Origin of the sequence: Streptomyces sp. GbtcB6, assembly GCF_019091475.1 — a bacterium.
GTDB classification, from domain to species: domain Bacteria; phylum Actinomycetota; class Actinomycetes; order Streptomycetales; family Streptomycetaceae; genus Streptomyces; species Streptomyces hyaluromycini.
Genome location: NZ_JAGXJL010000027.1, coordinates 110,133 through 135,972, shown reverse-complemented (window position 1 = coordinate 135,972; position 25,840 = coordinate 110,133). Strand labels below are relative to the sequence as shown.

16 protein-coding genes are annotated in these 25,840 nt (G+C 72.6%); 7 read left to right on the top strand and 9 right to left on the bottom strand.

All coding sequences use genetic code 11. From position 1 onward, the window contains the following. Positions 1–8 precede the first annotated feature (8 nt). Positions 9–1,976, bottom strand: a complete 1,968-nt coding sequence (locus KVT45_RS35910; protein ID WP_217553351.1) for an acetoacetate--CoA ligase — start codon at positions 1,974–1,976, stop codon at positions 9–11. 213 nt (positions 1,977–2,189) lie between these two features. Between KVT45_RS35910 and KVT45_RS35905 the strand changes: the two genes are divergently transcribed. Then, the gene (locus tag KVT45_RS35905; RefSeq protein ID WP_217553350.1) at positions 2,190–4,550 is read left to right on the top strand and encodes a TIM-barrel domain-containing protein; all 2,361 of its coding nucleotides are present in this window, start codon (positions 2,190–2,192) and stop codon (positions 4,548–4,550) included. Positions 4,551–4,560: 10 nt separating this feature from the next. On the opposite strand, the gene KVT45_RS35900 is transcribed toward KVT45_RS35905, so the two are convergent. After that, complete coding sequence (locus KVT45_RS35900) at positions 4,561–5,094, bottom strand: NUDIX domain-containing protein (protein WP_217553349.1); 534 nt, start codon at positions 5,092–5,094, stop codon at positions 4,561–4,563. A 194-nt stretch (positions 5,095–5,288) separates the two neighbouring features. On the opposite strand from KVT45_RS35900, the gene KVT45_RS35895 reads away from it, so the two are divergent. From KVT45_RS35895 to glpK, 5 genes are all read left to right on the top strand, one after another. Beyond that, on the top strand, positions 5,289–5,735 hold the full coding sequence (locus tag KVT45_RS35895; RefSeq protein WP_217553348.1) for a Zn-ribbon domain-containing OB-fold protein: 447 nt from the start codon (positions 5,289–5,291) through the stop codon (positions 5,733–5,735). Then, positions 5,732–6,922 carry a lipid-transfer protein gene (locus KVT45_RS35890; RefSeq protein WP_217553347.1) on the top strand — a complete coding sequence of 397 codons (1,191 nt, stop codon included), beginning with the start codon at positions 5,732–5,734 and terminating at the stop codon, positions 6,920–6,922. The genes KVT45_RS35895 and KVT45_RS35890 overlap by 4 nt, the downstream gene beginning before the upstream one ends. A gap of 112 nt (positions 6,923–7,034) precedes the next feature. Continuing rightward, positions 7,035–8,675 carry a GGDEF domain-containing protein gene (locus KVT45_RS35885; protein ID WP_217553346.1) on the top strand — a complete coding sequence of 547 codons (1,641 nt, stop codon included), beginning with the start codon at positions 7,035–7,037 and terminating at the stop codon, positions 8,673–8,675. A 306-nt stretch (positions 8,676–8,981) separates the two neighbouring features. Next, a complete protein-coding gene (locus KVT45_RS35880) occupies positions 8,982–9,719 on the top strand; it encodes an MIP/aquaporin family protein (protein WP_217553345.1) in 738 nt (245 codons plus the stop codon). 90 nt (positions 9,720–9,809) lie between these two features. Next, on the top strand, positions 9,810–11,327 hold the full coding sequence (gene glpK / locus KVT45_RS35875; RefSeq protein ID WP_217553344.1) for a glycerol kinase GlpK: 1,518 nt from the start codon (positions 9,810–9,812) through the stop codon (positions 11,325–11,327). Between the two features lie 60 nt (positions 11,328–11,387). Here the strand turns inward: glpK and KVT45_RS35870 are convergent, their stop codons facing one another. From KVT45_RS35870 to KVT45_RS35850, 5 genes are read right to left on the bottom strand one after another with little or no spacing between them, the layout of a single operon-like run. Continuing rightward, positions 11,388–11,993 carry an ATP/GTP-binding protein gene (locus tag KVT45_RS35870; protein WP_217553343.1) on the bottom strand — a complete coding sequence of 202 codons (606 nt, stop codon included), beginning with the start codon at positions 11,991–11,993 and terminating at the stop codon, positions 11,388–11,390. Further along, positions 11,974–15,615, bottom strand: coding sequence for a hydantoinase B/oxoprolinase family protein (locus KVT45_RS35865; protein ID WP_217553342.1), 3,642 nt, complete (start codon positions 15,613–15,615; stop codon positions 11,974–11,976). Before KVT45_RS35865 ends, KVT45_RS35870 begins: the two co-directional genes overlap by 20 nt. A gap of 24 nt (positions 15,616–15,639) precedes the next feature. Further along, entirely contained in the window at positions 15,640–16,035 is a 396-nt protein-coding gene (locus tag KVT45_RS35860; protein ID WP_217553341.1) for a DUF742 domain-containing protein, read from the bottom strand. Between the two features lie 9 nt (positions 16,036–16,044). Further along, a complete protein-coding gene (locus tag KVT45_RS35855) occupies positions 16,045–16,479 on the bottom strand; it encodes a roadblock/LC7 domain-containing protein (RefSeq protein ID WP_217553340.1) in 435 nt (144 codons plus the stop codon). Continuing rightward, entirely contained in the window at positions 16,476–19,313 is a 2,838-nt protein-coding gene (locus KVT45_RS35850) for a nitrate- and nitrite sensing domain-containing protein (protein ID WP_217553339.1), read from the bottom strand. Before KVT45_RS35850 ends, KVT45_RS35855 begins: the two co-directional genes overlap by 4 nt. Before the next feature lie 433 nt (positions 19,314–19,746). Here KVT45_RS35850 and KVT45_RS35845 point away from each other — a divergent pair, with 433 nt between their 5' ends. Next, on the top strand, positions 19,747–20,217 hold the full coding sequence (locus tag KVT45_RS35845; protein WP_217553338.1) for a hypothetical protein: 471 nt from the start codon (positions 19,747–19,749) through the stop codon (positions 20,215–20,217). A gap of 45 nt (positions 20,218–20,262) precedes the next feature. Here the strand turns inward: KVT45_RS35845 and KVT45_RS35840 are convergent, their stop codons facing one another. Next, a complete protein-coding gene (locus KVT45_RS35840) occupies positions 20,263–24,858 on the bottom strand; it encodes a hypothetical protein (RefSeq protein ID WP_217553337.1) in 4,596 nt (1,531 codons plus the stop codon). A 40-nt stretch (positions 24,859–24,898) separates the two neighbouring features. Beyond that, positions 24,899–25,768, bottom strand: coding sequence for a hypothetical protein (locus KVT45_RS35835; RefSeq protein WP_217553336.1), 870 nt, complete (start codon positions 25,766–25,768; stop codon positions 24,899–24,901). Between the last annotated feature and the right edge of the window lie 72 nt (positions 25,769–25,840).

Sequence of the window (25,840 nt, the reverse complement as noted above, 5' to 3'; positions counted from 1 at the left end):
CGGGGATGTCAGGCGCGCTTGCGGGCCAGGTCCTCGAAGTAGCTCAGCAGGTCGAGGTTGTCGATGGAGCCGGGGTTGACGGCCTTCTCCACGGGCGTGCCCTGGAGAAGGCGCTTGACCGGGACCTCGATGCGCTTTCCGGTGAGGGTGTGCGGGACACCGGGGACCTCGATGACCTCGTCGGGGACGTGACGGGGCGAGAGCTGTTCGCGGATGGCCTGCTTGATGCGGTTCAGCAGGGCGTCGTCGAGGACCGCGCCCGGTGCCAGGTGGACGAAGAGGGGCATCCAGTAGCCGCCGTCGGGCTGCTCGATGCCGATGACGAGGGACTCCTTGATCTCGGGGAGGCGCTCGACGACCTCGTAGATGTCGGCCGAGCCCATCCGCACGCCCTGGCGGTTGAGCGTGGAGTCGGAACGGCCGTGGATGATCACCGAGCCGCGTGAGGTGACGGTGATCCAGTCGCCGTGGCGCCACACGCCGGGGTAGGTGTCGAAGTAGCTGTCGTGGTAGCGGCTGCCGTCGGGGTCGTTCCAGAAGCGGATCGGCATGGAGGGCATGGGGTTGGTGACGACCAGTTCGCCCACTTCGTCGATGACGGGACGGCCGGCCGGGTCCCAGGCCTGGAGGTCGGTACCGAGGCCGGGTGCCTGCAGTTCGCCGGTGTAGACGGGGAGGGTGGGTACGGCGCCCGCGAAGCAGGAGCACACGTCGGTGCCGCCGCTGACGGAGGCGATCCAGAGGTCGTCGCGGACCTCGTCGTGCAGCCAGCGGAAGCCGTCGGGGGGCAGCGGGGAGCCGGTGGTGGCGACGCACTTCACCCGGGAGAGGTCGTGGTCGCGGGAGGGGTGCACGCCGGCCTTGCGGCAGGCCATCACGTATGCGGCGGAGGTGCCGTAGAGAGTGGCTCCGGTGCGTTCGGCGATGCGCCACTGGGCGCCGGTGTCGGGGTACCCGGGGCTGCCGTCGTACAGGACGATCGTGGTGCCCGTGAGGAGGCCGGAGACGAGGAAGTTCCACATCATCCAACCGGTCGAGGTGTACCAGAAGAAACGGTCCTCGGGGCCCAGGTCGCAGTGCAGGCCGAGCTGTTTGAGGTGTTCGACCAGGATGCCGCCCTGGGACTGGACGATGGCCTTGGGCAGGCCGGTGGTGCCGGAGGAGTAGAGCACCCACAAGGGGTGGTCGAAGGGGACCTGTTCGAATTCTGGTTCGGTGTCGGCGGAGGTCAGGGCCGACCAGTCCAGGGCGCCCTCGGGAGCCGGCGTGCCGAGCAGCGGGATGTGGACGACGGCGCGCAGGGTGGGCAGTTCGCGGCGGAGTTCGGCGACGATCTCGCGCCGGTCGTGTTCCTTGCCGCCGTAGCGGTAGCCGTCGACGGTGAACAGGACGACGGGTTCGACCTGCTGGAAACGGTCCAGGACGCTGCGGGCGCCGAAGTCGGGGGCGCAGGAGGTCCAGACGGCGCCCACGGCGGCGGTGGCGAGGAGGGCGACCACGGCCTGCGGGACGTTCGGGAGGTAGCCGCTGACGCGGTCGCCGGGACGGACGCCGAGGGCGCGGAGTCCGGCGGCCAGGGAGCCCACCTGGCGGCGCAGCTCCGCCCAGGTGACCGGGCGGGGTTCGTGGGTCTCGTCGACGTACAGGAGGGCGGGTTCGTCCGCGCGGGTGGCGGCGGCGCGCAGGGCGTGCTCGGCGTAGTTCAGGGTCGCGCCGGGGAACCACTCGGCGCCGGGCATGGCGCGGTCGCCGAGCACGCGCGCGTAGGGCGTCGAGAACCGCACGTCGAAGTAGTCCGTGACGGCTTTCCAGAAGGTGTCCAGGTGGTCGACGGACCAGCGGTGCAGGGCCGGGTACCCGCCGTCGGCGGGGGCTCCGTGGTGTTCCGCCGCCCAGGACTGGAACCTGGTGATGCGTGCCTGGGCGATCCGCTGCGGATCGGGCCGCCAGAGCGGCTGGGGGTTCGCGGTCGACATGGGGCGGCTCCCGGGCTTCTGCGCTGGTGTGCGTCGGGCGCGTACGGGCTGGGGTGTGCGCGTGACGCGGCTGACAGGGACGATGCCATGTGATCGACTTCTACACCAGGGTGCGCTCCACATAGTCCGTGTCGTGAAGATGTGGTCCCGGCACGGGTGAACGGCAGTTGAACGGCACGCGTGTGTGGAGCGCTGAGTGGCAGGGTGAGCAGCATGGACGGTCGTGACCTGGTGCGTTCGGTAAGAGTGGTCGGTTCGAGGAACGCGGCTCAGGGGTTGCGTACCGTACGCGCGGCGTGGCGCAGGAAGCGGATCGATGCCGCCGGACTGCCCCCGCGGGGCGCGGAGCGGGCCCGGGTGCCGGGGCCGGTGCAGGACGCGGAGCCGGGGCCTGGCGGCGGTGTGATCCGGTTCAGCCGGTCCGAGCTGCGGATCATGGTAGCTGTGAACGGGGCCGTCTTCTGGGGCTGGGACGGGGCCGGCCCCGAACCGTCGTACGCGCTCGCGGGGCGCTGTCCCGAGCCGGACCCGCGGGCGGTCCTCGAACCGGACACGAACGGCGGCTGGCGGGTCGTGGCGGAGCGGGTGACGGTCAGCGTGTCGCGGCACGGTGCGGTGGAGGTGTGCACGCCCGGCGGCGTGATGCTGCGGCGGGATCTGCCGCCGCGTTGGTGGGAGCCGGTGGGCGGGGGCGCGGCGCGCTGGGTGCAGCGGTCGGAGGTGGCCGCGGACGCGCGGTTCTTCGGTCTGGGCGGGCGTGCCTCGGGGCCGCGGCTGCGGGACGGCACGTACCGGCTGTGGAACACCGATCCCGGGCATGCCTTCGGGCCCGGTGACGATCCGCTGTACATCACCATGCCGGTCCAGTTGGTGGTGGCGGACGCGGCCACGCATCTGGTGTTCCACGACAGTTCCTGGGACGGGACGGTGACGCTCCTGGAAGGCGAGGAGGGCGCCGGTTCCGGGCACGACCGGGCCGGGCGCTGCGAGCTGCGGATGGACGGCGGTCCGCTGCGCTGCTGGGTGATGGTGGGCACCCCCGCGCGCGTGCTGCACACATGGGCCTCGCTCACGGGCGCGCCCGCGCTGCCGCCGGCGTGGGCGCTGGGCCATCACCACGCGCGCTGGGGTTTCGGCAGCGAGCAGGAGGTACGGCGGATCGTCGCCGGTTACCAGGAGCGCGGGCTGCCGCTGGACGCCGTGCATCTGGACATCGACCACTACGACGCCCATCAGGTGTTCACGGTCGATCACGAGCGTTTCCCGAAGCTGGCGACGCTGGCGGAGGAGTTGCGGCGGGACGGGATCCGGCTGGTGTCGATCGTCGACCCGGCGGTGAAGGCCGAGCAGGGCAACGCGGTCCACGACAGCGGGACGGCCCTCGACGCCTTCGTCCGTGATGCGTCGGGGCGGACGGTGGAGGGGGTGGTGTGGCCCGGGGAGACGGTCTTCCCCGACTTCACGGACGCGCGCGTGCGCTCGTGGTGGGGCGGGCTGTACGAGGAGCGGCTCGCGCTGGGCTTCGCCGGGTTCTGGCACGACATGAACGAGCCGACGTCCTTCAGCGCCTTCGGCGAGTCGACGCTGCCGCGGTCGGCGCGGCACGCCCTGGAGGGCCGCGGCGGCGACCACCGGGAGGCGCACAACGTCTACGCGCTCTGTATGGCGCGGGCGGCCTACGAGGGCCTGCGCACACTCGCGCCCGGGGAGCGGCCGTTCCTGTTCTCCCGCTCGGGCTGGGCCGGTATGCAGCGTTACGGAGGCACGTGGTCCGGCGACGTCGCCACCGGCTGGCCCGGGCTGCGCGCGTCCCTGTCGCTGGTGCTGGGGCTCGGGCTGTGCGGGGTGCCGTACTCGGGTCCTGACGTGGGCGGTTTCGACGGGAGTCCGTCGCCGGAGCTGTTTCTGCGCTGGTTCCAGCTGAGCGCGTACCTGCCGCTGTTCCGTACGCACGCGAGCATGCGGGCGGGGCGCCGGGAGCCGTGGGAGTTCGGGTCCGAGGTGCTGGAGCACACGCGCGTGGCGCTGCAAGAACGGCGGCGTCTGCTGCCGTACTTCATGACGCTGGCGCAGCTGGCCCGGCGGACCGGAGCGCCGTATGTGCGGCCGGTGTGGTGGGGTGCGCCGGAGGACCGGGCGCTGCGCGACTGCGAGGACGCCTTCCTGCTGGGCGACGCTCTGCTGGTGGCTCCGGTGCTGGATCCGGGTACCGACCGGCGTGCGGTGCAGCTGCCCCGTGGGCGCTGGTACGACACGGTGACCGAGCAGGCCTACGAAGGGCCGGGGCAGGTCCTCGTCGATGCCCCGCCGGCGCGGATCCCGGTGCTGGCGCGCGCGGGTGCCGTCCTGCCCGTGCGGGACGAGGACGGCGGGACGCGGCTGGAGGTGTGGGCGCCCGCCCGGGGGCGGACGGGCGGCGGGCTGGTCGTGCCGGACGCGGGCGACGGCTGGGACGAGCCGGAGATCGAGCGTTACGTCGCCCGCTGGGAGGGCCGGCGGGTGGTGGTCCGGCGCGAGGACGAGAACGGTGTGCGCGAGCTGTCCCGTCCCGTCCGGGTCAGGGGGCTGGGATGAGCCGGAGGGCTCAGTAGCGGCCCTCGAACCACGCGCGTACGGCCACGCTGTGCAGCGGGAAGGCGAGTTCCTCGGGGCGGCGCAGCAGGTGCCAGCCCTCCGTCTCGTCGGTCGCGCCCGACGGCGGGAGGCCTTCGACCGGGCGTTCCGGGAGGATTCCGAACAGCAGCAGGTGCCCGTCGGGTGAGCTCATGGCGTCGACGAGCCGTACGTCGCGGGCGGCCGCGTCGATGCCCGTCTCCTCCTTGAGCTCCCGGACGACGGCGTGCCGCCAGTCCTCGCGGTCGTCGACGTAGCCGCCGGGGAGCGCGGTGCCCCCGCGCGCGGGGGCCACGGTGCGGGTGATGACGACCAGGGCGGTGCCCTTCGTGTCGTAGACGGGCTGAAGGGCGATCGCCACCGGCAACGGGTTGCGGTAGACGACGTGGCCGCAGGCCGGGCAGGTGCGGGGCCAGCCGGAGATTCCCTCTCCGTAGGCCGCTCCGCAGCTCGAACAGTGCGAGCCCGGAGCGGAGTTGGCAATTGGGTGCTGATTTTCGGACACGCGCGGACTTTATCCGATCAGGAGAACGACGTCTTACGGTCAATGGAACGCCCCCTTCCGGAAGTGAACCGACACCTGGCGACCCGGAACCCGGTGCGGGCGGCGCGGCGGGGCCCGCCGGCGCGGCCTGCCCAATTCCGGCGGCCCGTGGCACACTTCTGACGTTCCGTCAGATCTGCTGCCCTGGAGGAGCTTTGTCGCGTACACGCACGCCGGCGGTCGACGGCTGGTTCACGGGCGAGGGGGACGGGTTCCGGCTGCTGGGAACCCGCTGTGCGGCCTGCGCCTCGGTCTTCTTCCCCCGCGAGGACATCCACTGCCGCAACCCCGAATGCGCGGGCGGCGCCCTGGAGGAGGTCCCGCTCTCCCGGCGCGGACGGATCTGGTCGTACACCGACAGCAGATACCGCCCTCCGTCACCCTATGTGAGCGACCCGGAACTTCCGTGGGAGCCGTACGCGTTGATCGCTGTGGAGCTGGAGTCCGAGCGGATCGTGGTGCTGGGACAGGCGGTTCCCGGGATCACCGTCGCCGATCTGGCGGTGGGCATGGAGGTCGAGGCCGTCCCCGGAGTGCTGGGCGAGGACACGGAGACGACCTGGACGACCTGGCACTGGCGGCCGACGGGGGTGGCGGCATGACGGCGGACGTGGCGGTGCTCGGCGTGGGCATGCACCCCTGGGGCAAGTGGGGGCGGAGTTTCGTCGAGTACGGGACTGCGGCGGCCCGCGCGGCGCTCGCGGACGCCGGACTCGAGTGGCGGGACATCGGATCGATCGTGGGCGCGGACACGGTTCGTGGCGGTTATCCCGGCTATGTCGCGGGCGCGACCTTCGCCAAGGCGCTGGGCTGGCAGGGAGCACGGGTCGCGAGCGTCTACGCGGCCTGCGCGTCCGGGGCCCAGGCGGTCGCCGCGGCACGGGCCCAGATCCTCGCGGGCCTCGCGGACGTGGTGCTCGTGGTGGGCGCGGACGCGGCGCCCAAGGGCTTCTTCCGGCCCGCAGGAGGAGACCGGCCGGACGACCCCGACTGGCTGCGCTTCCGGCTGCTGGGAGCGACGAATCCGACGTACTTCGGCCTGTACGCGCGCCGCCGGATGGCGGTGTTCGGGGACACCCCCGAGGACTTCGCCCTGGTCAAGGTGAAGAACGCGGCTGTGGGGGCGCTCAATCCGTACGCCCGTTACCGCAAGCGGGTCACCGCCGAGGAGGTTGCCGCCTCCCAGGTGGTCGCCGATCCGCTGCGGCTGCTGGACATCTGCGCCACCTCCGACGGCGGGGCCGCGCTGGTGCTGTCCAGCCTTGAGTTCGCGCGCCGGCACGGGACGGCGCGTCCGGTGCGGATCCGCGCGGTGTCCACGGTGACCCCGCGCTACCCGAGCACGGTGCTGGACCTGCCGGACATCGCCACGGACTCCGCGGCGGCGGTGGAGCCGGCGGCGGAGACCTTCCGGGCGTCGATCGCGCGGGCCGCCTACGAGGAGGCGGGCATCGGCCCGGAGGAGCTGTCCCTCGCCGAGGTGTACGACCTCTCCACCGCGCTGGAGTTGCAGTGGTACGAGGATCTGGGGCTGTGCGCCGAGGGCGAGGCGGCGAAGCTGCTGCGCGAGGGCGCGACGGCCCCGGGCGGCCGTATACCGGTCAACGCCAGCGGTGGGCTCGCGTCCTTCGGGGAGGCGGTGCCGGCCCAGGCGATCGCCCAGGTCTGCGAGCTGACCTGGCAGTTGCGGGACGCTGCGGGCGACCGGCAGGTGACGCACGCGCGCGTGGGGATCACGGCCAACCAGGGGCTGTTCGGGCACGGCTCGTCCGTGATAGCGGTGCGCTGACGGGACGGGTGTGACAGCAGCGGGTCCCTACCCTGTGTGAGCACCCCGAAAGGGTGCGTGAACGTCTCATGAACTGCCCCTGGGCGTACGCCGGTGGCGTCATCATGCTGCCGTGCGCACCTGGACGGATGCTCTCCGTTTCGCCTTCCAGCCGGTGGTCAATCTGACGACCGGCGGGATCGCCGCACTGGAGATCCTCGCCCGCCCCGAGACCGGCGACATCCTCGCCGAAGCCCGCCGGAATCCCGAACTCGACGGCAGACTGGCCGTGTTGGCCCTCCGCGCGGCGGCCCGCAAGGAGACCCTGCTGCCGCTGCACATCAACGTCTTCGCGGCCACGCTCGCCGACCTGGGCGGCATCGGCCCGCTGCCCGAGGCCGTCCGCGAGGCCGGACGGATGCCCTGGGAGGTCACCCTGGACATCGTCCCGCCGTACACGCACGTGCCGCAGCGGGCCCTGCTGGAGGCCGTGGCGGCACTGCGCGGCCAGGGCTTCCGGATCAGCGCGGACGGCATCGGCGACGGGGACGTGCCGCTGCGGCTGCTCACCGACCTCTCCCCCGACCTGGTCAAGCTCGACGCCTCGCTGCTCGCCCGGCCGGCCGCGGTGCGGGCGATGCGGACCCTGTGCGAGGAACTCGGCGCCCTGGTCGCCGTCGAGGGCGTGGAGACCGAACTCCAGTACTCGGCCGCCCTGTCCGCCGGGGCGCAACTGGCCCAGGGTGAGCTGTTCGCGCCACCCGCCCGGATCCCGGTCGCGGAGGTATACGTTCCGCCGCCCGCCCCCGCCGCCGTGCCGCCACCGCGCTCCGGGCCGTCCGTGCGGGAGTTCGTCCGGCCCGCCGCGCTCCTGCCGGTCACCGCGTCCGCGTTGCAGGTGCGGGCGCTGCTGACCGGCTCCCCGGACGTCTCCGGCGTACTCCTGGTGGACCAGACGGGCGCCCCCGTCCGCTCGGTGCACCGCTCCCGCTTCCTGCTGTCGATGTCCGGCCGCTACGGGCACGCCCTGTACGCGGACCGCCCTGCCTTCAAGCTGGGCGACGCACCGCGCACGGTCGGCGTCGACGCGACCGCCTGGGAGGTGCTGGACGTGGTGGCCGTCGGCGGCCCGGACCGCACCTCGGACGATGTGGCGGTCGTCGACCGGTTCGGGCGCTGTGTGGGCGTCGTACGCCTCGCCGACCTCGTACGGGCGCTCGCCGAGACCCGGGTCGAGGAGGCGGCCGCGCTCAACCCGCTGACCCGGCTGCCCGGTTCGGACGCGATCACGGGCGAGGTGGACCGGTGGCTCGCGGACGGCCGGGTCTTCGCGCTGAGCTGGCTGGACATCGACCACTTCAAGCAGGTGAACGACGGCGCCGGGTTCGCCGCGGGCGACGAGCTGATCCGGTCGGTGGGGCGGGCGTTGCAGGAGGCCGCCGTCGGGCACGCGCGCGTGGGGCACATCGGCGGTGACGACTTCCTGGTGCTCGCCGACGAAGCGGGACTCGACGCGGTCGCCACCCTGCTCGACGCGCCCTGGTCCGCGGGCGGTCGTCCCGTCACGCTGTCCCTGGCCACCGTCGTGTGCGGTCCGGGCGGGGTGGCCGACCACCGGCAGGCGGCCGCGTGTCTGGCGCCGCTCAAGAAGGCCGCCAAGGCGCTGCACGGGGCGAGTTGGGTGCTGGGGCGGGCGGGGCTGCCCGGGTACGAGATCCGGCGCGGCTCGGGCGCCTACCCGGCCCAGGCCGGGTACGCGGCGGTGGAGCCGTGACAGCTGCTTTCCGGCGGGTTGCCTGTCATCGTTGCCGTCGGCGACCTTGACGCTCCCCTGGTGCCGGTGAAAACTTCCGGTGTCGGTCGACATCGCCGTACATTCTCGGCGTAATCAGGCACTGCGCCATGGGCCGCTCCTGTCTCAAGGTCCGTCCCCCATGGGCGATTCGGCTGCTACGGCACGCTCGTCACTGACGCCGGGCGGGGCGCGGGACCTTCCCTGCCTTCGGCTGACGTCGCCAAGGGAACCGTTCCTGCTCAATGCGCCGGGGTCGATCCCCCGGCCAGCGCCCTAGGAGCCGCCATGAGCAACGGAGACATATTCGTCGGCGAAGTCATCGGCACGGCCATCCTGATCCTGTTCGGCGCGGGTGTCTGCGCCGCGGTCACCCTCAGACACTCCAAGGCCCGGGGCGCGGGGTGGGTGGTGATCGCGTTCGGCTGGGGATTCGGCGTCCTCGCCGGCGCCTACACCGCCGCTCCCCTGTCCGGCGGGCAGCTGAACCCCGCCGTCACCATCGGCATCGCCGTCGACACCGGGAAGTGGGACAAGGTCTGGGTCTATCTGCTCGGCCAGCTCGTCGGCGCGACGCTGGGCGCCGTCCTGACGTACCTGGTCTACCTGGCCCAGTTCCAGGCCAACGTGCCCGACGAGGAGTCGGGAGAGGAGCCGACGCCGACACTCGGCATCTTCTCCACCATCCCGGAGATCCGGAACCCGGTCGCCAACCTCGTCACCGAGATCATCGCGACGATCGCGCTCGTCCTGCCGATCCTCGCGTTCGGCCTGACCAAGGGGCTCGGCGAGTCCGGCACCACCGTGCTGGTCGTCTCCCTGCTCGTCGTCGGCATCGGGCTGTCGCTCGGCGGCCCCACCGGCTACGCCATCAACCCGACGCGCGACCTCGGCCCCCGGATCGTGCACACCTTCCTGCCGATCCCCAACAAGGGCACCTCGGACTGGGGTTACGCCTGGATCCCGGTCGTCGGCCCCCTGATCGGCGGGGCGCTCGCGGGCCTGATCTACAACGCGGCCTTCTGACTCGGCGCGGCCTTCCGGCCCGACGCGCCCCCGGCCCGACGCGGCCCTCCCACCCACACAGCCTTCCGACCCAGCGACCAAGGGGTAGCCATGACGGACACCGCCGAGAAGTACGTCGCCGCAATCGACCAGGGCACCACGTCGAGCCGATGCATCATCTTCGACCACGGCGGCGCGATCGTCGCCGTCGACCAGCGCGAGCACCGCCAGATCTTCCCCAAGCCGGGCTGGGTGGAGCACGACGCCACCGAGATCTGGTCCAAGGTGCAGGCTGTGGTGGCCGGGGCGCTCGCCAACGCGGGCCTGCGCCCCGACCAGTTGAGCGCGCTGGGCATCACCAACCAGCGCGAGACGACCGTCCTGTGGGACCGTGCCACCGGCAAGCCCGTGCACAACGCGATCGTCTGGCAGGACACGCGCACCGCGGCCCTGTGCCACGAACTCGGCGGCAGCGACGGCCAGGACCGCTTCCGCGAGCAGACCGGTCTGCCCCTGGCCAGCTACTTCTCCGGGCCCAAGGCGGCCTGGCTGCTGGACAACGTGCCCGGGCTGCGGGACCGGGCCGAGCGCGGTGAGATCGCCTTCGGGACCATCGACTCCTGGCTGATCTGGAACCTCACCGGCGGCACCGACGGCGGCCGGCACGTCACCGACGTCACCAACGCCGGGCGCACCATGCTGATGAACCTGGAAACCCTCCAGTGGGACCGCGCCATCCTCGCGGCGATGAACGTCCCGGAGGCGGTGCTGCCCGAGATCAGGTCGTCCGCCGAGGTGTACGGCACCGCCGTCGGCCAGCTCGCCGGGGTGCCGGTGGCGTCCGCGCTGGGCGACCAGCAGGCGGCGGTCTTCGGCCAGGCCTGCTACGACGTCGGCACGGCGAAGAACACCTACGGGACGGGCAGCTTCCTGCTGCTCAACACCGGCGACCGGCCGGTGCCGTCCAAGAGCGGGCTGCTGACCACGATGGGCTACAAGATCGGCACCGAGGCGCCCGTCTACTGCCTGGAGGGTTCGATCGCCATCACGGGCGCGCTCGTCCAGTGGTTCCGCGACCAACTCGGCATCATCCGCACCGCCGACGAGATCGAGACCCTGGCGGCGAGCGTCGACGACAACGGCGGCGCCTACATCGTGCCCGCCTTCTCCGGCCTGTTCGCGCCCTACTGGCGCTCCGACGCTCGCGGGGTCGTCACCGGGCTGACCCGGTACGTCACGAAGGCGCACCTCGCCCGAGCGGTCCTGGAGGCGACGAGCTGGCAGACGCGGGAGGTCGTGGACGCCATGTACCAGGACTCCGGGGTGCAGATCACCACCCTGAAGGTGGACGGCGGCATGACCAAGAACAACCTCCTGATGCAGCACCAGGCCGACGTCCTCGGGGTACCGGTGATCCGGCCCCGGGTCTCCGAGACGACGTGCCTGGGCGCCGCCTACGCGGCCGGCCTGGCCACCGGCGTGTGGAACGACCTGGACGAGCTCAAGTCGCACTGGCAGAAGGACGTGGAGTGGACGCCCGCCATGGCGGCGCCGGTGCGCGACCGCGAGTACGCGAACTGGCGCAAGGCGGTGGAGAAGAGCTTCGGCTGGCTGGAGGACGGCGAGTAACCACCCCGGGACCACGGCCCGTACCCCGGTCGGCGGGGGTACGGGCCGTGCCGCCGCCGTTCAGGTGGTGACGGACTGCCGGTGGCCCGCCGAGTACGCCATCGCGTGCCGGACGACGCCGATGAGCACCTCCTTGACCGACTCGCGGTCCCGGGCGTCGCAGAGCACCACCGGTACGTCGGGGTCGAGGTCGAGGGCCTTGCGGACCGACTCCACCGGGTAACGGGCCGCGTCCTCGAAGCAGTTGACGCCGATGAGGAAGGGTATGGAACGCCGTTCGAAGTAGTCGACGGCGGCGAAGCAGTCCTCCAGACGGCGCGTGTCGGCGAGCACGACGGCTCCCAGCGCGCCCTCGGCCAGCTCGTCCCACATGAACCAGAACCGTTCCTGCCCGGGCGTGCCGAACAGGTACAGCACCAGGTCCTCGCGCAGGGTGATGCGGCCGAAGTCCATGGCGACGGTGGTGGTGTGCTTGCCCTCGACGCCGGAGGTGTCGTCGACCGGTCGCCCGGCCTCGGTGAGCAGTTCCTCGGTGCGCAAGGGCCTGATCTCGCTGACCGCGCCGACCAGGGTCGTCTTGCCCACGCCGAAGCCGCCGGCCACGAGGATCTTGAGCGTGACGGGCTCGACCGGGGGCTTGCCGCGCTCAGATCGCCCGAAGATCATCGTTTTCTTCTCCTGCTTGCTGGACTTGATGGACTTGATGGGACCGGGTGCCGGGCGAGGGGCGTCCGTATCCGCCGCCGCCCGGGGTTTCGACGACGAGTACGTCGTCGGGGCCGACGTCCGCGGCATCGCTGCCGCCGAGTTCGGTGACCGTGCCGTCGGCCCGCTCCACCCGGTTGGCGCCGAGTGCGCCGGGTTCGCCGCCTGCCATGCCGTACGGCGGCACGCGGCGGTGCTGGGAGAGGGTGGAGACGGTCATGGGTTCGAGGAAACGGACGCGGCGGACCGCGCCGTCCCCGCCGTGCCAGCGGCCCGCGCCGCCGCTGCCCTTGCGTACGGCGAACTCGTCGAGGCGGACGGGCAGCCGCCACTCCAGGACTTCCGGGTCGGTGAGCCGGGAGTTGGTCATGTGGGTCTGGACGACGCTCGCGCCGTGGAAACCGTCGCCGGCACCGGATCCGGAGGCGACGGTCTCGTAGTACTGATGGCGTTCGTTGCCGAAGGTCACGTTGTTCATGGTCCCGGAGCCCTCGGCCTGGACGCCTAGCGCCGCGTAGAGGGCACCGGTGATGGCCTGGGAGGTCTCGACGTTGCCCGCGACGACGGCGGCCGGCGGCTCGGGGGCGAGCATGGAACCGGGCGGTACAACGATGTCGAGGGGGCGCAGGCAGCCGTCGTTGAGCGGGATGTCGTCGGCGACGAGGGTGCGGAAGACGTACAGCACGGCCGCGTTGACGACGGCGAACGGGGCGTTGAAGTTGGTGGCGAGCTGGGCGGAGGTGCCGGTGAAGTCGATGGTGGCGCGCCGGTTGCCGCGGTCCACACGCACGCTTACCCGGATGACGGCGCCGGAGTCGGTCTCGTAGGCGTACGCGCCGTCGTCGAGGGCGTCGACGACCCGGCGGACCGCTTCCTCGGCGTTGTCCTGGACGTGCCGCATATAGGCCTGGACGACGTCGAGGCCGAACTCCTCGATCATCCGGCCGACTTCGTCGACGCCCTTGCGGTTGGCGGCGATCTGGGCGCGCAGGTCGGCGAGGTTGGTGCGGATGTTGCGGGAGGGGTAGCGGGCCCCGGCGAGCAGCCGGTGCGTCTCGGCCTCCCGGAACCGGCCGTTCTCGGCGAGCAGCCAGTTGTCGAAGAGGACGCCCTCTTCGTCGATGGTGCGGCTGTTCGCGGGCATCGAGCCCGGGGCGATGCCGCCGATCTCGGCGTGGTGACCGCGGGAGGCGACGTAGAAGAGGATCCGGTCACCCTGCGTGGCGAACACCGGTGTGATCACGGTGACGTCGGGCAGGTGGGTGCCGCCGTGGTACGGGTCGTTGACGGCGTAGGTGTCGCCGGGTCGCATCGAGGTGCCGCGGCGGTGGATGACCTCTTTGACGCTGGTGCCCATGGAGCCCAGGTGGACGGGGATGTGCGGGGCGTTGGCCACCAGGTTCCCGTCCGGGTCGAACAGGGCGCAGGAGAAGTCGAGGCGTTCCTTGATGTTGACGGACTGGGCCGTCGACTCCAGTCGGGCGCCCATCTGTTCGGCGATCGACATGAAGAGGTTGTTGAAGACCTCGAGCAGGACCGGGTCGGCTTCTGTGTCGAGATCGGAACTCTGCGTGACCGTCGCGCGTTCCATGACCAGATGCCCGTCGTCGGTCGCCGCGGCCCGCCAGCCGTCGTCGACGACGGTCGTGGCACTGGCCTCGGTGATGATCGCCGGGCCGGTGACGGATTCGCCGGGGGGCAGGCCCTCGCGGCGGTGGAGGGGTACGTCGCGCCAGGTGCCGCCGGTGTGGAGGCGGACGGTCTCCGGTGCGGCGGGTCTGCCCTCGTACGGGGCGAGGGCGGAGAGATCGGGGGGTCGGGTGATGCCGGTGGCTTCCACGGAGAGGTGTTCGACGACGACCGGGCGGTCGAGCGTGAAGGAGTACGTGGCGCGATGACGTTCTTCGAAGGCGTGTTTCATCGCGTCGGGCTCGGTGAGTTCGACGGTGAGGGTGGTGTCGGTGCCGTCGTAGCGGAGCTGGGCGCGGCGGGTGACCTCGACGCGGTCCTCCGGGACGTCCTCGGCGAGGAGTTCGGCGCGGGCCGCGGCCTCCAGGTCGTCCGCGGTCTTGCGGATGCCGGGCATGGCGGCGGGCTCCAGGGGAGCCTCGACGGACTGTTCGCGCATGGCGGTCGTGTCGGCGAGCCCGATACCTAGCGCGGACAGGACCCCCGCCATGGGCGGCACCAGGACGGTGCGGATGCCGAGCGAGTCGGCGACCATGCAGGCGTGCTGCCCGCCGGCCCCGCCGAAGGTGGTGAGGGCGTAGCGGGTGACGTCGTGGCCCTGCTGGACGGAGATCCGCTTCACGGCGTTGGCGATGTTGGCCACGGCGATGCTCAGGTAGCCTTCGGCGACCTGTTCGGGGGTGCGGTCGTCGCCGGTCCGCTCGCGGATCTCCCGTGCGAGCCCGGTGAAGCGGTCCCGGACGAGGCCGGCGTCCAGCGGCTGGTCCCCGCCCGGCCCGAACACCTTGGGGAAGTGGGCCGGCTGGATCCGGCCGAGCATCACGTTGGCGTCGGTGACGGCCAGCGGGCCGCCGCCCCGGTAACAGGCCGGGCCGGGGTCGGCGCCGGCCGAATCGGGCCCGACGCGGTAGCGGGAGCCGTCGAAGTGCAGCACCGAGCCGCCGCCCGCGGCGACGGTGTGGATGTCCAGCATGGGGGCGCGCAGCCGGACGCCCGCGATCTGCGTGGTGAAGACCCGTTCGTACCCGCCCGCGAAGTGGGAGACGTCGGTGGAGGTGCCGCCCATGTCGAAGCCGATGACCCGGTCGAAGCCGGCGAGCTGCGACATCCGGGCCATGCCGACGATCCCGCCGGCCGGACCGGAGAGCACGGCGTCCTTGCCGCGGAACTGCCCGGCCTCGGCGAGCCCGCCGTTGGACTGCATGAACATCAGCCGTACGCCCTCGAGCTCGTCGGCGACACGGCGGACGTAGCGGCGCAGCACGGGCGACAGGTAGGCGTCGACGACGGCGGTGTCCCCGCGCGGGACGAGCTTCATCAGCGGGCTGACCTCGCTGGACAGCGAGATCTGCGGGAAGCCGGTGCGGGCGGCCAGCTCGCCGATCGCCTGCTCGTGGGCGGGGTACAGATGGCTGTGCATGCAGACGACGGCGACGGCGCGGATCCCGTCGTCGTACGCCTCCCGGAGCGGGCCCGCCAGCGCCTCCAGGTCGGGTGCGCGCAGGACGGTGCCGTCGGCGGCGACGCGCTCGTCGGCCTCGACGACCCGTTCGTACAGCAGCTCCGGGAGTTCGATGCGGCGGGCGAAGATGCGGGGGCGGTTCTGGTAGGCGATGCGCAGGGCGTCGCGGAAGCCGCGCGTGATGACGAGGAGGGTGCGCTCGCCCTTGCGTTCGAGAAGTGCGTTGGTGGCGACCGTGGTGCCCATCCGTACGGCGTCGACGGGGTCGCCGGAGCCGTCGAGGAGCTCGCGTACGGCGGCCACGGCCGCGTCGGCGTACCGCGCGGGGTTGTCGGAGAGCAGTTTGTGGGTGAGCAGCCGGCCGTCCGGGCGCCGCGCGACGACGTCGGTGAACGTACCGCCGCGGTCGACCCAGAACTGCCAGCCTGTCACGTCACTACTCCGCTTCCGCGCCGGTCACAGCGCCCGGAGGCCGTTGATCACGTCGCGCAGAATACTCTCGTCCACCAGCTCGGCCGGGGGTACCGGCCGGTTGACATGGACGAGTTCCCCGTCGACGAGGTCGCCGATGAGGACCCGGACCACTCCGACGGGCAGGTCGAGCTCCGAGGCCAGCTCGGCGACCGACTGCGGGGCGTCGCGGCAGAGCTCGACGATGTCCACGTGCTCCGGGGACAGCGTCCGGTCCTCCTCCGTGTCGTCCGCGTGCGGCTCCGTGACGACCACCGCGATCAGGTCGAGCCGGTGCTGGGCCGCACTGGTGGTGCGGCCCCGTGTCATGGCGTACGGACGGACGACCGGTCCGGCCTCGTCGTCGAACCAGTGACTTCTTCCCTGACCGTCTCCGCTCATGTCATCCCACTACCCGCCCGAGGGCAGATCGGTGCGCGGAACGGACCCCAGATGTACGCCGACCCGCTTGACCAGGAGCGTCATCTCGTACGCGACCTGGCCGACGTCGGAGTCGGCGTCGGAGAGCACGGCGAGGCAGCTGCCGTCGCCGGCGGCCGTGACGAACAGGAAGGCGTCGTCGAGCTCGACGACGGTCTGCCGGACGCTGCCCGCCTCGAAGTGGCGGCCCACGCCCTTGGCGAGGCTGTGGAAGCCGGAGGCCACGGCGGCCAGGTGCTCGCTGTCCTCTCTGGTGAGGTCCTTGGAGGCACCGGTGGCCAGGCCGTCGCCGGAGAGCACGACGGCCTTGCGGATGCTGGCGACCCGGTCCACGAGGTCGTCCAGCAGCCAGTTCAGCTCGCCCTTGTTCGTCGCCGTGTGGCCGGTCGCCTTCGGATCGGTCATCGACCGTCCCCCTTAGTCGTTCCTTGTGCTGTGCTGTTCCGGGAACCGTCGACCTCACCGTTCTCCACACGGCCGCGCTGCCAGCCGCGCTGGAGCGAGGCCATGCGGCTGCGTACCTCGTCGGCGTCACGCTCGACGGGGTCCGGCTCGCGCACGGCGGGTGCTGCGGGTTCCTGTCGCAGCTGTGGGGCCAGGTTGGCCTGCCGTACCCGCTTGGGCAGCGGCCGGGTGCCGGATGCGGCTTCCGGGGACGTGCTGCCGAGGGGCGGGACGGAGTCGTCGGTGCCGCTGCCGGCGGTGATCGCGGAGCGGCGGGTGCGCCGGGGCAGGGCGGGGGGTCCGGAGGGTTCGTCCGGGCCGCCGGCCTGGGGCGCCGTGCGTTCCTCGACGCGGTCGGCCGAGCCGATGGCTCGGTGCGAGGACGGGTCGGTGCGGCGGCGGGAGGGCAGCGGGGCGAGTCCGCCCGGTTCGGGGCGGCCCTGGTCCGCCCGGTCCCGCTCGCCCCGGTCCTCCGGTTCGCGGCGGGAACGCTGCTCGGTGACGGGCTTGCCGTGCGAGCTGACCAGCTTGGGCGTCCGCCGCCTGGGCAGCGGTACCGGGCCGCCGGGGTGCTCGTCGCCGAAGCCGTCCGCCGTCTCGCGGGCCGGCTGATGAAGTTCGGTCACGGCGGGCGCGGTGTCGTCGGCGCGGGCGAGGGAGCGGCGGGGGCGGAACAGCCCGCCCCGCTCGCTGTCGTCGTCGGTGAGCGCGCCCGGGAAGTCGTCCAGGGCGTCCAGGTCGACGGGTGCCTCCAGCTCGACCGGGCCGTCCAGCAGCGCCGCCGGCAGCCCGGGCCGCTGTGCCGCCGGCTGGCCCGGCGAGGTGCCGCGGCCCTCCTCGGGTTCGGCCTCCCTGGCCGGGCGGTTGCGGTCGAGGCGGAAGCCGACCCCGTTGGTGTCGGGGACGTCGTCGGTCAGCAGTACGTCGGGGAGGAAGACGACGGCCGTGGTGCCGCCGTAGGGGGACGGCTGGAGCGAGACGCGGACGTTCTGGCGCTGGGCGAGGCGGCTGACCACGAACAGGCCGAGCCGGTCGGTGTCGGAGAGCTCGAACTCGGGCGTCTCGGCGAGCCGCAGGTTGGCGTCCAGGAGTGCCTCGGCCGCCATGCCGAGACCCCGGTCGTGGATCTCCAGGGTGAAGCCGTTGGCGACGCGTTCACCGAGGACCTGCACGGCGGTGTGCGGCGGCGAGAACACCGTGGCGTTCTCCAGGAGTTCGGCCACGAGGTGGGTGAGGTCGGCGACGGCGGGGCCGGTGACGGCGACGCGGGGCAGCCGGCGGACCTCGATGCGCTCGTAGTCCTCGACCTCGGCCACGGCGGCGCGCACCACGTCCATGAGCTGGACGGGCCGGCGCCACTGCCGCGAGGGGGCGGCGCCGGAGAGGATGACCAGGCCCTCGGCGTGCCGGCGCATCCGGGTGGTGAGGTGGTCGAGGCGGAAGAGGTCGGCGAGCTCGTCGGTGTCCTCGGTCCTGCGCTCCATGGTGTCGAGCAGGGTGAGCTGCTTGTGCAGCAGGACCTGGCTGCGGCGGGCGAGGTTGACGAAGACCTCGGAGACTCCGGAGCGCAGCTCGGCCTGCTTGACGGCGGCCTCCACGGCGGCGCGCTGCAGGGTGTTGAGGGCCTGGCCGACTTCGCCGATCTCGTTCCTGTCGTACTCCAGGCGCGGGACCTCTGTCTCCACGTCGACCTGTTCGCCCGTGGACAGCCTGCGCATCACGCTCGGCAGCCGGACCCCGGACGCCTCGTGCGCCTCCTGGCGCAGCAGCCGCAGGTCGCGGATGAGACTGCGGCCGACCCGGACCGACACGACCAGCGAGAACAGCACGGCGACCAGGCCGAGGACACCGACGACGGCCGCCTGGACGAACTCGCTGACGGCGACGGGCCGGATGCGGTCCTTGAAGCGGTCGCCGACCTGGTCGTCGAGGGTGCGCAGTTCGTCGAGCACATTGCCCGCGGTGGTGTCCCAGCTCTTCGCGCTGACGTCGTTCGGCATGCCGGATCCGGCGGCGACGACGGACCTCTCGGCGGCCAGCAGCGGGGCGGTGGTGGCGCTCTTCCAGAACCGGTCGAAGCGGTCGCGTTCGCCGGCCGGCACCAGCGGGAGGCTGATGTCGTAAAGGAGGGTGCGCTGGGCTATGAGGTCGGAGATCTCGCGGGTCTCCTCGCGGGAGACCTTTCCGACGACCAGAGCGGAGCCGAGCAGGGCGTCCTCGCGGGAGACGAGCTCCCGGGCGCGGGTGATGTTGACGAGGGCGCGGGCCTGCTTGTCGATCCCGACGTCGTCGGTCCCGTCGAGGGAGCCGAGCAGCGTGTAGCAGGGGTCGACGACGGCGTTGTAGAGGGCGAGGGCCTGGGCGCGGTCCACGGTGCCCTGCTCGACGCTGCGCCGCAGGGGGTCGATGCCGTCGAAGCCGTCGAGTTCGGCGGTGAGGCGTTCGCTGTCGTCGGCGTTCAGGCCGTCGCGTACGTGCTGTTCCCGGGCGTTCTTCCGGAGCTCGGCCACGGTCTCGTCGGTGGCGGCGCGTGTGCGGTTCAGGGCGGTGAGCGCGTCGGACGCCCGCGGGTCGGCGAGATAGACCAGGGTCTGCCGGCGTTCCTGCTGGAGAGCGCGGACCGCGTCCTCGGTGGGGTAGCCGATGTCCTCGACGATCGACGACACCTGGACCATGTGGGTGACTTCGCGTCCCGTGAGCACGGCCGCGAAGCCCCAGACGGCCGTCAGGGACACCAGCGGCACGAGAAGCAGCGCCACGATCTTCCGGCGGATCGACTTCCCGCGAAAGCGCATGGCCTCCCCCAGCTCGACCCCCGCCGCCCGGGGGTACACATGTACGTCAACAAACGGCGCGAGCCTACTACCGTCACAGGGATAACTCGAAGAACTGTCCGGACGGTGAACTTCCGCCTCGCTGCCGTGACATGGCGGACAGACAGGATGAGTTGTCCGGGCATTGCGGGAGATTGCCACCGTGACCGCGCCGACTTCACGCGAGTGGGGCGGGAACGGCACGAAGGATCAGTTGGCCGGAATTTTTCCCCGGTCGGGAATCATCGGGCGAGTTCGTTCGTCCTTGTAGATGGGGGATGGGTGCAGATTCGGCCACAGGAGCCGCATCTCCCATCCGGGCGGCGTAAAACAGCGCAAGCCGGGCAGCCACTGGGGAGTCGGGGTCGTCGGACACCGGTACGAGGGCTTGCCGGCGGTGGGGAGTGACACGTTGATGGGGACGGCTCAGCGGCGCTTGGCGCCCGAGGACGGTACGGCGGCGCGCCCGACAGTGCGGCAACAGCAGCCGCAGTACCGGCCGTTGTGGGTCGAGGAGCCTGCCAAGCGGTACCGGATGCCAGATCCGGTACGGACGTCGGTGGTACGGGCGGTGATCATCATCGCTGTCACGCTGACACTGGCCATGGTGGCGTTCTTCTGCACGATGGGGGAGTCCTGGCTCGCGTTCCCGATGGTGATCAGCAGCGTGGCGAGCACGGTGGTTGCCACCTGGAGCGCGGTCGACGTCCTGGTGACACGTCAGGTGTGGAACCAGCGCAACGGCGTGGTCTCGGAGCCGAGCAGCACGGCGCGCACGCTGCGCCGCGAGCGGCGCGCGGCCCGGCGGCAGGAGCGGGCCGCCGCTCGTGAACAGGAGCGGATACGGCGGCGGGGCGGCCAGGCCGGACAGCTGACACACCCCTGAGGCCTTCGTATCCGGTATCCGTGTCCGGCCGGAGTAGGGGGGCCGTCAGGCCGACGGCTTCTTGAACATCCGTGTGGCGGTGATCTCGCTGCGTACGGCCTCTCCCGCCTGCGGCTGCTGCGGCAGCCCGGGCCGGAGATGTTCCTCCACGCTGATGTACTTCAGGCCGGCCCTCAGGTCCGCGTCGTTCCGCAGCCGGATGACCAGCGGGAACTCGGCCAGCGCAGTCGTGTCGAACAGGCCGGTCGTGTACAGCAGTTGCACGCCCAGCGCATCCGACACGGCCCGCTGGAGCTCCAGCAGGTAGGTCGCGTTGGCGCGCCCGATGGGGTTGTCGAGGAACAGCGTCCCCGCGTGCCGGTGCTTGTCCCGCCCCCGGTCGTTGGACCGCAGGGCGGCCATCGTGCAGTACAGCGCGATGGCCGCGGTGAGCAGCTGGCCACCGGAGAACACGTCCCCCATCTGCCCCACCGGCACCCGCTCGGCACGCAGTACCGCGTCCGGCTTGAGGATCTCGACGGCGACGCCCTTCGGCTGGAGCGCGGCCGCGACTCCCCTCAGCAGCAGGGACATTCCGTCCCGCCGCAGATCGGAGTTCTTCTTCACGGCGGCCCGGGTCGCCTCGTCGACGACCTCGCCGAGCCGCTCGGTGAGCGTGGCCTGGTCGGGCTCCTCGAAGCGGATGCGGAGGAACTCCTGCCCGGACCACTCGCCGAGCCCCTCGGGCAGCCGGGAGAGCCGCTGGGCCGAGCGCAGGGTCGCCAGCGCGGACTCGACGAGCCCCCGCAGCCGGTCCACGATCGAGTCCCGGTTCCGTTCCAGCTGGGCCAGTTCGTCGGTCAGCACCCGCAGCCGGGGCGCGAAGGCGTCCGCCCACTTCTGGGCGTGCTCGGGCAGCGCGGCGGCGGGCAGTTCCCGGATCTGCTGGCGCGCGGGGGTCCGTACCGCCTCGTACCGCGTGGCGTTCGCGTGCCGTACGAGGACATCGCTCGCCTCGCGGACGGCGGCCTCGGCGGCGGACAGGTCACCGGCGCAGCCGCGCAGCGACCTGCGGGCCTCGGCGGCGGAGTGCCGAGCCTCCTCCAGACTGCCGGGGTAGGGCTCGGGCGCCTCCTGCTCCTCCTCGGCGGTGTGCTCGCGCAGCAGGTCGCGGAGCATGGCGGCGATCTCCTCGATGCCGCCCGCCGCGTCCTCGGCCGCGCGGTGCGCGTCCAGCAGCTCGGCGTGCGCCTCCCGGGCCTGGGCCAACGCCTCGGCGCGTGCGGCCAGTTCGGCCGTCGCCGTGCGCAGCAGCGCCTGTGCGTGCTCGGCGTCGCGCGGCTGGAGCTCCTCGGGCAGTTCGGTGTGCGCCTCGCCGTCCTCGGGGGCGTGCCGCTCGGCCTCGCCGCGGAGCCGCCCGAGCTGCTCGCTCGCGGTCGACATGCGGGTCTCCAGGAGCTGCACCAGTTCCTCCGCGCGGGCGGCGGCGGCCTGCCGGGAGGGGCCGTCGGAACCGTCGGGCGACTGGAGCAGCTGCTCCGCGCGGGTGCGGACCTTGTTGCTGAGCCGCTCCAGCTCCGCGAGCGCGGCGCTCTCGTCGCTCTCCGAACGGGCCTGCTCGGCGCGCAGGTCGGCGCCGACGCCGACCTTCTCGTACACCTGCGAGGCGGCCCGGTAGGCCTCGCGCAGGGCGGGCAGCGAGGACTTGGAGGCGTCCTCGTCGGTCTCGGGCACGTCGTCGGGGGCGCCGGCGATCTCGGAGCGCTCGGCGCGCAGCGCGCGGGCGGTACGGCGGGCGTCGTCGGCGGCGCGCTGGGCCCCGCGCCGGTCCTCGTCGGCGACGCGGGCGCGCTCCAGGCAGGACTGGGCGCGGGCCTCAGACTCGGTGGCCTCGTCGGCGAGTTCGCGCAGCCTGACCTGCCAGCCGGCCCGTTCGCGCAGCCGGAACGCCAGACCGGCGAGGGCGTCGGCCGCGCGCCGGGCCCGCTGGGCGGCCTCCTGCCGTTCGTCACGCACCTGCGCGGCCTCGGCGGCGGTCTCCTCGGTCTCCGCGCGCACGGTCCGCGCCTCGGCCAGCTCGGCCTCGGACTCCTCCGCGAACACCCGTGCGTCCCGGGCCTCCTGCGCCAGCTCCACGAGCCGCCCGGCCGGGCAGCCGGTGCGCCAGGAGGCGAGCCGCGCGGCCAGTTCGCGGTCCTTGCCGAGCCGCGCGGCGAGGGTGCGGATCTCCTCGTCCCGCTCGGTGGCCCGCGCGCGCAGGGCCTGCCGCTCCTCGTCGGCGGCGTGCTCGTCGTGCATGGCGGGGTTCGGCGGTACGAGGAACACGTCGCCCGGGGTGGCGTCGGCGGCCGGCGTCGGCGCGAGCAGGGCGGCCGCGGTGCCCACGGCCACGGCGGAGCGCGGCAGCAGAGCCGCCTCGCCGAGCGTCTCGCGGGCACGGGCGTGCGTGTCGGGGTCGGTGATGATGACGCCGTCGACGAGTTCGGGGCGGGCGGCGAGCACGCGCGCGTGGTCGGCGGGGTCGACGGCCTGCGCGAGGTAGCGCCAGCCGGGCAGTGCCGGGATGCCGTGCTCGCCGAGGAACTCGACGGTGGCGAGGACGTCGGGGCCGGGCGGCAGCAGTCCGCCGTCGCCGAGGGCACCGAGGATCCGGGAGTCGTCGGCGGCCGCGGTGCGCAGCTCGAACAGGTGCCGCTCGGCGGAACCGACGGCGTCGTCCAGCAGCTCCCGCAACTCGTCGGCGAACCGGTCGAGTTCCTCGGGGGTGAGCCTGTCGTCGCCGCCCTCGTGGCGGGGCCGAGGAATGGCGGTGCGCGAGCCGGTGAGGCCCAGCAGCTCGGTGAGCCGCTCCTCCGCCGCCAGGCTCTCGGCCAGGCGCTTCTCGGAGTCGTACGTCCGCTCGGCCGCCGTCGCGGCGTCGGCCGCGCGGGCGGCGGTGAGTTCGGCGCGGGACTCGGCGGAGGCCGCCTCGCGCGCGTGCTCGCTCGCCCTGCGGGAGGCCTCGCGGGCGGTGTCCCAGGCGGCCACGGCCGTCTTCTCGGCGTCGCTTGCCGCGAGCGCGGCCCGGGCCGGATCGGCGTCCGGAGCGCTGTCGTCGAGCCAGCCCGCGCGGACCGCCTCGGCGGTCTCCTGCTCGACCTCGCCGAGCCGCTGCCGAAGGTGCCCGGCCTCGCTGCGGGCGCGTTGTGCCTCGGTGGCGGCCGAGGTCGAGTCCCGGTACGCGGAGTCGCTGACCTCCTGGAGCGCGGCGGACCGCTCCTCCTCCTCGTTGGCGAGGTGCTCGGCGCTCTCTGCGGCCGTGTGCAGGGCCCGTACGAGCTCGACGGCGGCCTTGGCACGGGCGGCGAGGGCGGGGGCCGCGTCCCGCTCGGCCTCCTGGATGGCGGCGGCCACGCGGGCGACGCGGTCGGCGGCGGCGCGGTGACGCAGCGCGGCCTCGGCGGCCTGCCAGGCGGAGTGCAGGGTGCGCGCGTCGGCCAGCTCGCGCTTCTGCGCGGCGGCCGACTTCTCGCCGACGGCCAGCGCCAGGGAGGCGTGCCGGTAGGCGAGTTCGGCGGCGATCAGCGCGCTGCGCTCCCGGGCGCCCTCGGAGTGCGTGACGGCGTAGGCGGCGGCCGTGACCCGCTGGGCGAGGTCGGCGGCGCGCACCCGCTCCTGCACGCCCCGCGCGGACAACCGCCGCGCCAGCGCGCGGGTACGGCGCTCGGCGCCCGCGTGGATGTCACGCGCACGTGACCGCGCCTCCGCGGCCTCCACGATGCGCCCGAGCAGGTCCACCGACCCGGCGGTGAAGTCCCGTTCGGCGATCAGCTCGGCACGCCGCCCCAGCTTGTTGCCGAAGCCGCCGACCAAGTCGGCGAGCCCGTCCGTGTCCCGGGTGTCGGTCACGGCCCGCAGCAGCAGGTCGGTGAAGTCGGAGTCCTTCTTCACCGCGAAGAGGCCGGCGGCCTCGCCCTCGTCGGCGTTCATCTCGCGCTGGTAGCGGAAGAGTTCGGGGTCCAGGCCGAGTTCGCCGAGGTGCTCGATCCAGCGGTCGTGGATCTCCTCCCAGTGCACCTCCAGATGCGGATAGAACTTGCCCGCCTCGGTGATGGCGTCCCGGAAGCCCTTCATGGTGCGCCGTCGCCCCTGCGCGCCGGAGGCGCCCTCGACGGACGGCCGTACGGCGGTGGACTCGGCGACCGGCAGGCTGTCCAGCGAGAGTCCGGGACCGGGCCGGAACGAGTACCAGGCCTCGGCGAACTTCCGCGGGTCGTTGGAGACCTGCCGTCCCCGCCACTCGCTCACCTTGCCGACGACCACGCACTCGCCGGTGAGCGTGTGCTGCCACTCCAGGGCGACGTGTCCGCAGTCGTCGGCGAGCAGGAACTTGCGCAGCACGCCGGAGCTGGCGCCGCCGAGGGTGTTGCGGTGCCCCGGCAGCATCACCGAGAAGATCAGCTTGAGCAGCACCGACTTGCCGCCGCCGTTCTCCAGGAAGAGCACGCCGGCGGGCGCGGGCCGGCGCGGCGGGCCGACCGGCTCCTCCTCGAAGAACTCCGCCTGGGTCGGCGCGGGGTCGGGCACGGGCTCGCCGACACCCCGCAGGTCCAGCACGGTGTCGGCGTAGCGCGCACCGGCCGGCCCGATGGAGTAGAGGCGGACCCGGGACAGCTCGTACATGGCGGACTCTCGTAAGACGTGGGAAAAGGGTGGTGACGGCTCAGGAGTGGAACGGCAGACCGGCGTCGGCGACCAGGTCCAGGTCCTCGGTGTCGGAGGCGGGCAGCAGGCTGGCCGTGCCGTCGGTGACCGGGACGACGCCGAGTTCCAGCAGCTCGGCCATGGCGGCGCTGCCGGCCATGTCCCGCACCTGGAGCTGGTAGCGGGCCGTCGTGCGGTAGGTGCCGCCCTGGTCGTCACCGGTGCGCTGGAGGAACCCGGAGTCGGTGAGGAAGACGACCGCCTTGCCGATGATTCCGGTGGTGGAACCGGCCAGCCGGCGGGCGTCCTTGGTGGCGCCGGTCGCGCTGCGTCTGGCCCAGATCCGCCAGGCGGCCTCCAGACCGGGCGCGTCGGTGGCCGGGTCGGTGTTCTCCCCCAGCTCATCGGCCCGCTCCTCCAGGCGGCGGCAGGCCTGCCGGACGAAGGCGTCGACGCCGTTGACCGTGATCCGCCCGATGTAGCCGTCGTCGGCCAGGTCCTCGGGGCGCGGGAACGCCAGCGCGGCGACGGCGAGATGGGCGAGCCCGTGCAGGAACCGGTCGCTGCCGTCCGCGGACGTGCGACGTGCGTAGTCGCCCATGCGAACGGCGAACACCGAGTCCTCGGCGGCGGTCACCGCCATCCCCGCGCGAGGGGAGACCTCCAGCACCACCAGCCCCAGCCCGGCGGCCACGGCATCGGCGAGCCGCGCGAACGGAGGGTCCTCCCGGTACCGCCGCAGCAGCTCGGTGTACTCCTGGTCACGCGCGGGCTGCAACTTGGGCTGCAACCCGAAGGCGACGAGCCGAGCCGCGTCGGCGGCGTCGGCGGGCGTGACGGCAGCACTCGCCGACGCGACAACCGCTTCAGCCTCGACGTACTCGCTCACAACGACAACTCCTCGATCTTGAAAGCAGGGATGCACTGGTGCGCCCCTTTAGGGGCGCGGGGCTGTGTTGAA

Excerpts from the sequence above, each read along its gene's own strand:
- KVT45_RS35910 (WP_217553351.1), bottom strand. The coding sequence starts at position 1,976 with ATGTCGACCGCGAACCCCCAGCCGCTCTGGCGGCCCGATCCGCAGCGG.
- KVT45_RS35905 (WP_217553350.1), top strand. The coding sequence starts at position 2,190 with ATGGACGGTCGTGACCTGGTGCGTTCGGTAAGAGTGGTCGGTTCGAGG.
- KVT45_RS35890 (WP_217553347.1), top strand. The coding sequence starts at position 5,732 with ATGACGGCGGACGTGGCGGTGCTCGGCGTGGGCATGCACCCCTGGGGC.
- KVT45_RS35880 (WP_217553345.1), top strand. The coding sequence starts at position 8,982 with ATGAGCAACGGAGACATATTCGTCGGCGAAGTCATCGGCACGGCCATC.
- glpK (WP_217553344.1), top strand. The coding sequence starts at position 9,810 with ATGACGGACACCGCCGAGAAGTACGTCGCCGCAATCGACCAGGGCACC.
- KVT45_RS35870 (WP_217553343.1), bottom strand. The coding sequence starts at position 11,993 with ATGATCTTCGGGCGATCTGAGCGCGGCAAGCCCCCGGTCGAGCCCGTC.
- KVT45_RS35860 (WP_217553341.1), bottom strand. The coding sequence starts at position 16,035 with ATGAGCGGAGACGGTCAGGGAAGAAGTCACTGGTTCGACGACGAGGCC.
- KVT45_RS35855 (WP_217553340.1), bottom strand. The coding sequence starts at position 16,479 with ATGACCGATCCGAAGGCGACCGGCCACACGGCGACGAACAAGGGCGAG.
- KVT45_RS35850 (WP_217553339.1), bottom strand. The coding sequence starts at position 19,313 with ATGCGCTTTCGCGGGAAGTCGATCCGCCGGAAGATCGTGGCGCTGCTT.
- KVT45_RS35845 (WP_217553338.1), top strand. The coding sequence starts at position 19,747 with ATGGGGACGGCTCAGCGGCGCTTGGCGCCCGAGGACGGTACGGCGGCG.
- KVT45_RS35840 (WP_217553337.1), bottom strand. The coding sequence starts at position 24,858 with ATGTACGAGCTGTCCCGGGTCCGCCTCTACTCCATCGGGCCGGCCGGT.